This is a genomic window from Pantoea sp. paga, from assembly GCF_007558755.1.
GTDB lineage: Bacteria > Pseudomonadota > Gammaproteobacteria > Enterobacterales > Enterobacteriaceae > Pantoea > Pantoea agglomerans.
In genome coordinates this window covers 60,462-72,725 of sequence record NZ_VLTF01000009.1, presented here as the reverse complement: position 1 = coordinate 72,725, position 12,264 = coordinate 60,462, and the positions used below count along the sequence as shown (strand labels likewise).

Annotated in this window: 9 protein-coding genes; 4 read left to right on the top strand and 5 right to left on the bottom strand. The window is 56.7% G+C overall.

The window, feature by feature from the left end:
• Position 1: 1 nt before the first annotated feature.
• The 4 genes from FOV68_RS19815 to narQ all read right to left on the bottom strand — a co-directional run bounded on the left by FOV68_RS19815 (position 2) and on the right by narQ (position 6,691).
• Entirely contained in the window at positions 2-370 is a 369-nt protein-coding gene (locus FOV68_RS19815; protein ID WP_109650968.1) for an ArsC family reductase, read from the bottom strand.
• A gap of 581 nt (positions 371-951) precedes the next feature.
• Positions 952-4,068: a multidrug efflux RND transporter permease AcrD gene (gene acrD, locus FOV68_RS19810; RefSeq protein ID WP_039390832.1), complete on the bottom strand. Its 3,117-nt coding sequence runs from the start codon at positions 4,066-4,068 to the stop codon at positions 952-954.
• Positions 4,069-4,235: 167 nt separating this feature from the next.
• A complete protein-coding gene (gene narL, locus FOV68_RS19805) occupies positions 4,236-4,865 on the bottom strand; it encodes a two-component system response regulator NarL (protein ID WP_010259976.1) in 630 nt (209 codons plus the stop codon).
• A 137-nt stretch (positions 4,866-5,002) separates the two neighbouring features.
• On the bottom strand, positions 5,003-6,691 hold the full coding sequence (gene narQ / locus FOV68_RS19800) for a nitrate/nitrite two-component system sensor histidine kinase NarQ (protein WP_143991394.1): 1,689 nt from the start codon (positions 6,689-6,691) through the stop codon (positions 5,003-5,005).
• A gap of 254 nt (positions 6,692-6,945) precedes the next feature.
• On the opposite strand from narQ, the gene FOV68_RS19795 reads away from it, so the two are divergent.
• The 4 genes from FOV68_RS19795 (at position 6,946) to FOV68_RS19780 (ending at position 10,980) form a co-directional block, all read left to right on the top strand.
• Positions 6,946-7,218, top strand: a complete 273-nt coding sequence (locus tag FOV68_RS19795) for a DUF1471 domain-containing protein (RefSeq protein ID WP_031592576.1) — start codon at positions 6,946-6,948, stop codon at positions 7,216-7,218.
• 280 nt (positions 7,219-7,498) lie between these two features.
• Positions 7,499-8,995: an L-asparagine permease gene (gene ansP / locus FOV68_RS19790; protein WP_010671357.1), complete on the top strand. Its 1,497-nt coding sequence runs from the start codon at positions 7,499-7,501 to the stop codon at positions 8,993-8,995.
• A gap of 143 nt (positions 8,996-9,138) precedes the next feature.
• Positions 9,139-9,717: a GDP-mannose pyrophosphatase NudK gene (nudK, locus tag FOV68_RS19785; RefSeq protein ID WP_143991393.1), complete on the top strand. Its 579-nt coding sequence runs from the start codon at positions 9,139-9,141 to the stop codon at positions 9,715-9,717.
• Between the two features lie 189 nt (positions 9,718-9,906).
• The gene (locus tag FOV68_RS19780; protein ID WP_010259965.1) at positions 9,907-10,980 is read left to right on the top strand and encodes a DUF1176 domain-containing protein; all 1,074 of its coding nucleotides are present in this window, start codon (positions 9,907-9,909) and stop codon (positions 10,978-10,980) included.
• Here FOV68_RS19780 and ampH read toward each other — a convergent pair.
• A complete protein-coding gene (gene ampH, locus FOV68_RS19775; protein ID WP_186289764.1) occupies positions 10,977-12,140 on the bottom strand; it encodes a D-alanyl-D-alanine-carboxypeptidase/endopeptidase AmpH in 1,164 nt (387 codons plus the stop codon). The two genes, FOV68_RS19780 and ampH, sit on opposite strands and share 4 nt — an antisense overlap.
• Positions 12,141-12,264: the final 124 nt, after the last annotated feature.

The window sequence follows — 12,264 nt, the reverse complement described above, 5'->3', positions numbered from 1 at the left end:
ATTATGACTTCTCCTGGATAGCATTCTGATAGGTGGCTTCGCTGAAACCGGCGAGCAGGGAGCCATCCGGGGCGCGCAACAGCGGACGCTTAATCATGGCGGGATGCGCCAGCATCAGCGCTTTGGCGCTGCTGGCATCGGTAACCGCGTCGCGATCACTCTCAGGCAATTTACGCCAGGTGGTGCCCCGGGTGTTAAGCAGAGCCTGATAACCCAGTGCATCGATAAACTCCTGCAGCAGGGCATCGCTCAGGCCATCCGCACGGTAGTCGTGGAAGTGATAGTTAACGCCTGCGTCTGTTAAAAAGCGCCGGGCTTTTTTTATGGTGTCGCAATTTTTAATCCCGAACATCACCCACTGCGTGCTCATGGCCCGATCCTTATTGTCCTGTGAGAAGTGAAAGCTGAAAAAAGCAGCCAAAGTGCGAGTTTACCATAGTGTGATCCGTTGCGGCATCTGCCACGGCGCGGGAACAGGGCCGCAGGGCACGGCAGCGAGGCCATCGTCTGGCATCGGGTAAACGCTATCAATTTCGCAGCTAATCATTACCCTGCTTATCAATAAGAGCTTAGGAATTTCGCCATGTTGATAAAATAGTCTACCGTTGGGTTTAAAATAAATTATTTTCAACGGGGTTAAGGAGTTGCTGAAGTGTGCGTCAGCTTGCAAAACCAGCAACATTCATGTTTTTATGACGGTTGCCGATAGATATAACAGGTGTAAACGTATTCACCTGTATAAAAAAAGCGCGTAATATTGCCAGCACAATAAGAGAGGGCATTATGATTGACACTGAAATGGGAACCTGGAAAGAATTTATCGAAGCGATGTTACGCAACAAGTAACGCGCGAAGAAAAAAGCAGGTTAATCCCGCTTGCTGGAATTCTTACCACACACAGAAATAAGGCGGCCACTGAAATCAGTGACCGCTTTTTATTTGCGCCTCTATTTAGTCGAGCGGCTTCTCTTTGAGCGGGAAGCGGCGGCGTACCAGCACAAAGAACAGCGGCACAAAAAAGATCGCCAGCAGTGTGGCAGAGATCATTCCGCCCATCACACCGGTTCCCACGGCATGCTGGCTGCCGGAGCCCGCTCCGCTGCTGATCGCCATGGGCAGTACACCAAAAATAAAGGCCAGCGAGGTCATCAGAATCGGCCGCAGACGCTGACGCGATGCCTCCAGCGTAGATTCCACCAGCTCGCGTCCACGGCTGTTGATCTCATTAGCAAATTCTACAATCAGGATGGCGTTTTTGGCGGATAACCCCACTACCGTCAGCAGGCCAACCTGGAAATAGACATCATTTTCCAGCCCGCGCATCCAGGTGGCGATTAGCGCCCCGACCACGCCCAGCGGCACCACCAGCATCACCGAGAACGGGATCGACCAGCTTTCATACAGCGCGGCCAGGCAGAGGAAGACCACCAGCAGCGAAATCGCATAAAGTGCCGGCGCCTGCGAACCGGAGAGCCGCTCCTGATAAGAGGCACCGGTCCACTGAAACCCGACGCCAAGCGGCAGGGCATTAACCAGTTTTTCCATCTCATCCATCGCCGTGCCGCTGCTGACGCCGCTGGCCGCTTCACCGACAATCTCCAGCGACGAATAGCCATTGTAGCGTTCAAGACGCGGGGAACCGGTCTCCCAGCGGCTGGTGGCAAATGCGGAGAAGGGCACCATTTTGCCGCTGCTATTGCGCACGTACCATTTGTTGATGTCGTCTGGCAGCATGCGGAATTCAGCGGCGGCCTGCACATAGACCTTCTTCACCCGGCCACGATCCAGGAAGTCATTCACGTAGCTGGAGCCCCACGCAGTGGTCAGGGTGTCGTTGATGGTATCCAGCGACACGCCCAGAGCCTGCGCTTTACGTGCATCAACATCGATCTGCAGCTGCGGGCTGTCATCCAGTCCATTGTGTCGTACCCGCGACAGCGCGTTGTCATTGCCCGCCATCTCCAGCAGTTTGTCACGCATCGCCATCAGTTGGGTATGACCGACGCCCGCGTGATCCTGCAGTTGCAGGTCAAAGCCGGAGCTGCTGCCCATGCCGGTGATGGCTGGCGGGCTGCTGGCAATCACCCGACCCTCTTTGATCTTCTGGAATGCCTTCGTCGCGCGATCGATAATCGCGAACGAGGTGCGATCCGCACCGGGCCGCGCTTCCCAGTCTTTCAGCCGCACAAACAGACGCGCCACGTTTTGTCCATTGCCGCCCGGACCTGCGCCGATGGTGGAGAAGACCGACAGCACATTGGCCTTCTCCTCGGTGAGATAATAGTTTTCGACTTTGGCGACGACGCTGGCAGTTTGCTCAAGCGTCGCGCCAGCCGGAAGCTGAACCTGCGTCAGGAATACGCCGCGATCTTCCAGCGGCAGAAACGACGTCGGCAGACGCAGAAACAGAAAGGCCATCAGGCCGATGATGCCGAGATAGAGCAGCAGCCAGCGACCGCCCTTGCGCAGGATACCCGCGACCCCGCGCTCGTAGCGGTCAGCATTGCGATTAAAGTGACGATTGAACCAGCCGAAGAAGCCGCGACGCTCAGGCTGCTCGCCCTGCGCCACGGGTTTGAGCAGCGTGGCACAGAGCGCCGGTGTCAGGATCATCGCCACCAGCACCGACAGCACCATCGCCGACACAATGGTAATTGAGAACTGACGGTAGATGGCGCCGACGGTGCCGCCGAAAAACGCCATCGGCACAAACACCGCAGAGAGCACCAGCGCGATGCCCACCAGCGCGCCCTGAATCTGGCCCATCGATTTTCGGGTGGCGGCACGCGGCGAGAGTCCCTCTTCATGCATGATACGTTCAACGTTTTCCACCACCACGATGGCATCATCCACCAGCAGCCCGATCGCCAGCACCATGGCAAACATGGTCAGGGTATTGATGCTGAACCCGCAGGCATAGAGCACGCTGAAGGTGCCGAACAGCACTACCGGCACCGCAATAGTAGGAATTAAGGTGGCGCGGAAGTTCTGCATAAACAGGTACATCACGCCAAATACCAGCACAATCGCCTCCAGCAGCGTCTTCACCACATCGGTGATTGACGCTTTAACGAAAGGGGAGGTTTCATAGGCGATTTTTGCTTCCAGACCGTGTGGGAAGTAGTGGGACAGCTCCTCAATGCGCGCCCGCACCAGCTTATCGGTGTTCATCTCGTTGGCACCGGACGCCAGCTTCACCCCCAGGCCTGACGCGGGCTGGCCGTTGTAACGACTCAGATAATCATACTTCTCAGCGCCCAGCGCCACGCTGGCGACATCGCCCAGCGTCACCACCGAACCATCGGGATTGTTCTTCAGGGTAATCGCCCGGAACTGCTCAGGGGTCTGCAGCATCGACTGGGCGTTGACCGTGGCGTTAAGCGCCTGTTTCTCTACCGACGGCAGGCCACCCACCTGACCCACGGCAACCTGGGTGTTCTGCGACTGGATTGCGCTGACCACATCTTCCGTGGTCAGCGAGTAGGCGATCAGTTTATTGGGATCGAGCCAGATACGCATCGCATATTGCGAGCCGTAAGCATCAACCTGGCCGACGCCATCAATACGGCTTAGCGGATCCTGAATATTACTGGCGACATAGTCTGAAATATCCTGCTTATCCATGCTGCCGTCGGTTGAAACGAATGCCACCATCAGAATATTACTGTCACCGGTTTTATTGACGGTCACACCCTGCGACTGCACCGCCTGCGGCAATTTGCGCAGTGCGGATTGCAGCTGGTTCTGTACCTGCTGACGGGCTTCATCGGGATTGGTCCCGGCGGTAAAGGTGAGGGTGATCTGTGCCTGGCCGGTGTTGCTGCTGTTAGAGGACATGTACATCAGATTATCGATGCCGGTCATGTTCTGCTCGATCACCTGGGTAACGGTGTTTTCCAGCGTCTGGGCGGATGCGCCCGGATAGTTAGCGGTGATGCGCACGTTGGGCGGTGCCAGATCGGGGTACTGTTCAATAGGCAGCGAAATAATCGAAAGCGTGCCACACAGGCACAGCAGAATCGCCAGAACCCAGGCAAAGATAGGGCGGTCGATAAAGAAATTCGACATTAAATCGACACTCCTCACTACTTTTATCGTTGGTCAGGCCCACCAGCAACGGGCGCTCTGGCAGGAAAATCGGCGGGTCTTTGCCATGATTCTCCGCCGCCGTTTACTCTACGTGCGGCAGCGGGGGAAATCGTGGAGAAATTGAGGAGAAAATGTAAATTCGTTGGCTATTTGCGGCTTTCAAGCCACATCACCGTAGCGGCGACGCGTGAGCGGACATCCAGTTTCCGCAGCAGGTTACGAATGTGCACTTTTACCGTCTCTTCAGAGATATGCAGAATAGCGGCAACCTCTTTATTCGACAGGCCACGCGCCACCTCCTGCAGCACATCCCGTTCGCGCTCGGTGAGCTGACGTAGAGGATCGGCACTGTGCTGGCGATTAGCCAGATAGCGGGTGACGCCCTCGCTGAAGACCTTTTCGCCCCGTGATGCCTGCAGGATATGCGCCAGCAGGACCTCCGGCTCGCTGTCCTTGAGCAGATAGCCGTCAGCACCGGCATCCACCATGGCAAAAATATCGCTGCGGGCGTCAGAGACGGTCAGCACCAGAATGCGCGAACTGATCCCTTCATGGCGCAGCGCCTTCAGCGTATCCAGTCCGGACATGCCTTTCATATTCAGGTCGAGCAGAATGATGTCCGGTTCCTGATGACGGGCCTCCGCCAGCGCTTCAGTGCCGTTGCTGGCTTCGGCGATCACCTCCAGCCGGGGATCGAGCGCCAGCAACTGACGGACACCGCGGCGCATCAGCGGATGGTCATCCACAATCATCAATGTTAATGCGGGCTGTTGCATATTTTCTCCGTTTTATCGGTTTCAGACTGCGGCAGATCAGACGGTATTGTTCAGGGACAACACCCTGTTCTGTATCGAATAGTCCGCGGTCGCAAACCGATAGATTATTTTAATGAATTAAGATTAGCTCTGGCCTGCTATTCCAGCGGGCGCGCCGGTTGCGGTGGAAAGCGCAACTCCACCCTGGTACCCCGTGGCTGTGCGTGGAGGGTCAGATGGCCGCTCAGGCGCTGAGCGCGCTCCGCCATAATAGTCAGGCCGTAATGGCCCGGCGGTTCGTCAGTGCTGTTCATCCCCACGCCATCATCCGTAATTGTCAGTAAGTGCTCACCTTTTTCACTGTGCTGATAATCCACCCGGATAACTTGGGCACTGGCGTGACGAATCGCATTCAGCAGCGCCTCACGGACGATCTGCAACACATGCACCTGCTGTTGTGCTTCCAGACTCTGCAGGCCGGTCTGATAGTTAAAGTGTATCTCTGCGCTGCTCTTCTCCTGCAGCGAGGCGATCATCGCCTGCATGGCCGCCACCAGATCCGCCTGCTCAATGGTCAGACGGAAGGTGGTCAGCAGTTCGCGCAACTGACGATAGGCTTCGGCCAGCGCCTGATCGAAGTCCGCGATAATGGTATGGGCGGCGCTATCGTCTTTATCAACGGCGCGGCGTAGCAGGGTCAGCTGAATGCGTAAAAACGAGAGCGACTGCGCCAGCGAGTCATGTAATTCCCGGGCAATGGTCGTGCGCTCTTCAATCAGCAGCATCTGCTGATACTGCTGCTGTGCCTGCCAGATCCAGATAGCTCGTCCCAGCATCGCCGCCAGGCTGCGCATCAGTTCATCCGGAGGCGGGGCGCCAGCTGTCTGCCAGCGCAGCTCGCCGATCTGCTGCTCGTCCTGCTGTAACGGCAGACGTTGCCACTGACCGGCGGCCTGATCATCACCGGCGCGAAACTGAAACTGGTCACTGTCGAGCCGGACCGCCGTTAGTTTCTCACGCGTCAGTACATTGGTTAACACGGCTTCAAACAGTGCCGGATGCAGCGGGCTGGCGGTCAGCATTTGTGAGCTGTCATAGAGTAGCGACAGCGTGCGATTCGCCTGGGTTAAATCTTCCGTTTTGGCGCGCACCGTGCTTTCCAGCAGCTGGTAGTGCGAATGCAGACGTGCCGCCATGCCACTGAAGGCATGCGACAGCACCCGCAGTTCATTCTGCTGTTCAACGTGCAGTGGCGGAAAAGCAAAGTTGCCGCTCTCAACATAGCGACTGGCGGTGACCAGCGCATTAAGCGGGCGCACCACCTGCAGTCGGGTAAAGCGAATCGTCATCAGTGCCAGCGCCACAATCGCAATGACCCCCACCAGGCTGCTGGCGGCCACCAGATGCATTTTCAACTCGGTATAGCGCTGCAGACCCAGTACAAAGCGATCGATTTCACCGACGTAGATCGGCACCTGCTGCTGATAAGCCACGGTATCGCCCTGTTGCAACTGCTGCTGCAGCGAGGGCCAGGCGGCACGCAGCCGTTGATAGCGAACACTTACTTCACGGGGTACCCAGGGCCGATCGAGTTTTTGCAGCACCGGCGCATCCAGCGTTTGCTGATAGCGCGCCAGATGATGAGCCAGATTTTGCGGCTGACGGCTGGCATCCCAGGCCATGCGATAGCTCTGCATGCGCAGTGAACCCGCCAGATTGATCGCCTCCGCGTCGCGCTGGCTGCTCAGGAGCGTGACTAATGCCAGACCGGTGGTGAGCAGCGACAGCAGGACAATGGCGCTGAGCGCCTGAGCGATGCTTTGAGTTACGGAACGTTTAACAATCACATGAATGGCCCTGTTGAGAGTGCGGGAATTATAAGAGCGCATTAACGTAACGCAAATGATCCATTCCCTGTTTATCGCACAGGACGTTACACATCGCACATAAAATGACCGCAACTGACAGTTCCCAGGACGTGCTGCTATTCCACGCTTAAAAAAGGAACAGGTTTACATCGTCCCGATGTTGCTTTTCATTGCAGCGCTAATAATTCATCCAGTCATCAAATCAATCCCGATCACAGATTAAGGAGCATCCAATGAAAAAGCTGAATGCTGTCCTGGCGGGCGCATTACTGGCTACCGCCTCATTTGCCACTTTCGCCGCCACGCCGGTCGATCAGTCGCAGGCGCAGAGTATGCAAAGCATCGGTAGCGTTTCGGTCTCCGGCGTTCGCGGCTCACTGGACGATGCGAATCGCCAGCTGTCGCAAAAAGCGGAAGAGATGGGCGCCAGCCATTACCGCGTTATCGGTGTCGATAACCCAGGCGACTCCAGCCTGTGGAGCGGCACCGCAGAGATTTATCGCTAACCCAACCCTCCTGTTTCCATCCCTGTAGCTTTTACCGGCCTGAAAATGGCCGGTTTTTTTGTTTTTGTGCATCAGGATGGATTCTTACAAATCAGCCTGTGCATCTGCCCGGTATATTTTGCTTCGTTCTTGCAGAACGGGTAGGATTCATCGCCGTAAATTCCCGCGCTGCCTGGCACTCACTCACAGGCAAACGCACAGAGGAAAATACCCCATTTCACAGGGCATTACGCCTGAAATAGGGATGCGACGACTGATAGTCAGGACAAACAGGAATGCTATGAAATCTAAAAACAAAACCCCAGGCGAGATGCGCGCTGCGAAACGACGCTGGCTCAATTCTCATGACGCCGGCTACCAGAAGGCGATGGGTAACCGTCACGTACAGATGATTGCGATCGGCGGTGCCATTGGTACCGGTTTGTTCCTGGGCGCAGGTGGCCGTTTGCAGGCTGCTGGCCCCGCCTTAGCCATCATCTATCTGGTGTGTGGCATCTTCTCCTTCTTTATTCTGCGTGCGCTGGGCGAACTGGTGTTACACCGTCCCAGCAGCGGCAGCTTCGTCTCCTACGCCCGTGAATTCCTGGGTGAGAAAGCCTCCTACGTGGCGGGCTGGATGTACTTCGTCAACTGGGCAATGACCGGCATCGTCGATATCACCGCCGTCGCGCTCTACATGCACTACTGGGGCGCATTTGGTGATGTGCCACAGTGGGTGTTCGCCCTGGGCGCGCTGGCGATTGTCGGCACCATGAACATGATCGGCGTAAAGTGGTTTGCCGAGATGGAGTTCTGGTTTGCGCTGGTGAAAGTGCTGGCGATTGTGATCTTCCTGGTGGTGGGCGTGGTGTTCCTTGGCACCGGCAAACCGCTGGATGGCAACAGCACCGGCTTCCATCTGATCACCGATAACGGTGGCATGTTCCCACACGGCTTACTGCCTGCGCTGGTGCTGATTCAGGGTGTGGTGTTCGCCTTTGCCTCTATCGAACTGGTAGGTACGGCGGCGGGGGAATGTAAAGACCCGAAAACCATGCTGCCGAAAGCGATCAACAGCGTGATCTGGCGTATCGGCCTGTTCTACGTCGGCTCTGTGGTCCTGCTGGTGCTGCTGCTGCCGTGGAACGCCTATCAGGCGGGTCAGAGTCCGTTTGTTACCTTCTTCTCGAAGCTGGGCGTGCCTTACGTTGGCAGCATCATGAATATCGTGGTGCTGAGTGCGGCGCTCTCCAGCCTGAACTCGGGCCTCTACTCAACCGGGCGTATTCTGCGCTCCATGTCGATGGGTGGCTCTGCACCGAAATTCATGTCTAAGATGAACGGTCAGCAGGTGCCTTATGCCGGTATTCTGGTGACCATCGCCGTCTATGTGATTGGTGTGGTGCTTAACTACTATGTGCCTTCTCAGGTGTTTGAGATCGTCCTGAACATCGCCTCGCTGGGGATTATCTCCTCCTGGGCCTTTATCGTGGTTTGTCAGCTGCGTCTGCGCAAAGCGATTAAAGAGGGCAAGGCGGATGATGTCAGCTTCAAGCTGCCAGGCGCGCCGTTTACCTCATGGCTGACGCTGCTGTTCCTGTTCAGCGTGCTGGTGCTGATGGCGTTTGACTACCCGAACGGGACTTACACCATCGCCTCCATTCCGCTGATCGCGGTATTGCTGGTGCTGGGATGGTTTGGCGTGCGTAAGCGTGTTCACGCCATAGCTGAGACCGAACAGGATCATCACGAAGAGGAGCCTCAGCCGACCCGACTGGCTGACGACACCTCGCGCTGATAAGCTCTGCAGCAATCAGGCCAGCCTTCGGGCTGGCTTTTTTTTGTCCGCCAACCGCCTCATTCACCGCGAGAATTAGGATAGTTTTCCCGCAAGCTTGCCCCTATGATGAAAGGCTCCCTTTATGCGGTAGCGGAGTCCTCATGTCGTTTAAGATCAACATCATCAAAGATAAGCTCCTGTCCGAAAACTGGTTTGTGCTGCGTAACTACACCTATGAGATCACCGATGGTCGTGGCGAGGTTATCCGCCATAAACGTGAAGTCTACGATCGCGGAAACGGGGCGGCCATCCTGCTCTATAACCGTGAAAAGAACAGCGTGGTCCTGACGCGCCAGTTCCGTATCGCCACTTACGTCAACGGTAACGAAGGCGGCATGTTAATCGAAGCCTGCGCTGGCTTGCTGGACGACGACTCTCCGGAAGATTGCATTCGCAAAGAGGCGATTGAAGAGACCGGTTATGCGGTGGGCGAGGTGGAGAAACTCTATGCCTGCTATATGTCGCCGGGCGGCGTCACTGAATTGATCCACTTTTTCGCAGCGGAATATAATGAATCGCTGCGCGACAATGCGGGCGGCGGCGTTGAAGATGAGTCGATCGACGTGCTGGAACTGCCTTTCCCTGATGCACTGGCAATGGTCGCCGATGGCCGCATTCGCGACGGCAAAACCGTCATGCTGTTGCAGCATGCGCAGATTGCTGGCTGGCTGATACCATAAAAAATCATGCAGTTAGCCTGTTGCAGCGTGACGGCGTTGAGCGTGGAAAGTGAAGCATAATCCACTTTTCATGCACGCTTTTTAAGCAGTTAACTGCGCTTTTTGCACAGGTTCACAGAATGGGAACCCTGGCAGGCCCGTTGATGCGCTATCCTCTCCACTCTGGGTATTCGGGAATCGATTTTCTTAATGTCGTATTGGATGAAATCGCTGTGGCTGTTGCCGTCTCTGTGGGTTGCCTGTGTTCAGGCGGAACCGTTGCAAAAGTCATTCAACGACTGGCAAATCACCTGCAACAATGAAGCCTTTTGCGTGGCGCGCAATATTCCGGGCGACAAAGGGTTAGTAATGACGATTTCGCGGCATGCGGGCGTCAACGATCGCCCCTTGCTGCGAATCGACTACGGCAGTGCCTACAGTGGCGCGCTGCCGGGCGGTTCGCTTCAGGACAACCTGCTACTGGACCAGCGCCGTCTGAAACCCGACCTCAAACACTGGACGGTTGAACCGCATCATCTCGCCACCAGCAATGCCATCGCAATTGATGAGTTTCTTGATCTGGTGATGGAGGCGAAAACCCTTCAGCTCACTTTCGATCCCAATGCGCTGATCTCCCTGCGCGGCATGAAGGCCGCGCTGTTGCTGATGGATGACACCCAGGGGCGGGTCAACAGCATGAGCGCATGGGTCAAACGTGGCGATCGCGCCAGCTGGGATGTTCCGCCACCGCCTGCGCTGCCGCCACTGCCGCCTGCTGTCGAGCCACCCGCGGCATTAACACGCGACGAGACCAGCGGATTAATTGATTACGGCACCTGGCGGGTCAATACCGACTCCTGCTCACTCGATCCACTGCGCCGTGAAGTCAGCGTTGCGCCACTCACCGATCAGCGCGCGCTGCTGCTGGTGAGTTGTGAAATGGGGGCTTATAACGTGATCGATCTGGCGTTTGAAGTGACGCGCAGCCAGCCGTATGTCGCGCGCGGCATCACCTTAACTCTGCCGTTTACCCCACCAGGTGCCAGCGATCGGCAGCTTGAGCTGATCAACGCCGAATATGATGCGGCCAGCGGCCAGCTCTACACCTTTGGTAAAGGGCGTGGATTGGGTGACTGTGGCAGTGCCACACGCTGGCAGTTTGATGGCACGCGTTTTGTGTTAGCGGAGTATGCGGAAGAGTCGACCTGTGACGCCTGGCACAGCAGTGATGACTGGCCAACCCTGTGGGTCAGCCAGTCTGACGGTGGCGTACAGCAGCGTTAACGAATCGCCTGCACCATCATCGGTGAGCCAAGCTGATTACCGACCAGTTCGGCCAGCATATTATTCACGCCGTCGCTCATTGGCGTAAAGCGGGTCAGCGGCGAGCGTGTCACCACCACAAATACCCCCACATTATGCTGCGGCACCATCGCCATATAGGTGATGAAACCGCCGCCGCCGCCGGTTTTCTGAATAATGCCAGGGCGACCATTTTTCGGCCCCATAAAGACCCAGCCCATCCCCAGCGCATCCGCTTTGCCCGGCACATCCATGCCTTCTACTTTGCTCAGCTGATCGCGACGATAGATCAGCGTCTGCAGTCGATCGATCTGCGGCGTGCGGTGGTTAACCCAAGAGTTAAGGAACTGCTGCATCCAGCGGCCCATATCATCCGGCGTGGAGTAAACGCCGCCGCTGCCAATCGCCGCCAGGGTGTTATTGCACGGACTGGCCCCTTTTTCCGCCACCATCAGGCGTCCGCACTGCTCAGGCGACGGCGTAAACGTCGTGTCCTTCATGCCGAGCGGGCGGGTAATCAGCTGCTGAAACAGCGCCGGATAGGGTTTGCCGGTGGCGCGCGACAGCGCATCACCCAGCAGATCGTAGCCCAGGTTGGAGTAGGCGGCACTGCTGCCCGGTGCCGCTTTGAGGTTAGCGCGCGACAGCCACGCCCAGCGTTCACCACGGGTCGGCCAGACAAATACCGGACGCTGCGCTTTGCCGCCTGGCTGTTCGCGCGGCAGTCCGCTGGTGTGGGTCGAGAGGTTGATCAGGCGAATGGGCTGACCATTGTAGGTAGGCACGCGTGTACCCGGCGGCGCATATTTACTCAGGGGATCGTCGAGGCGAATCTGTCCGCGCTCAGCCAGCTTCACCATCACTTCACTGGTCATCAGCTTACTCAGTGAGGCGATGCGAATCAGCGAATCTTTCTGCGGACGGATATTGTTGCCGGGACGGGTTTCACCAAAGCTGGCGAACACCCGCTGATTGCCATCAATCGCCACCAGTGCCATGCCGGTTGCACCGCTGCCATAAAAGATATGTTCCGCATAGCGATCAACAATCTGAGAGGCCAGCAGCGGATCGGGCGCGACCTGCGCCATGCTTTTTAATGGAAGCAGTGAAACCATCAGGGCCAGTAAATAGGGTGTGCGCATGTTCAACGGAAGTGGCTTCGCTATAAAATCGGAGGAAATCTGCCTTCACTCATCGGGATGCATCAGGACAGAACCGCGTTATCCCGGCAGAACAACAGCAGGAACAGACGGACAGTCAGCGCAC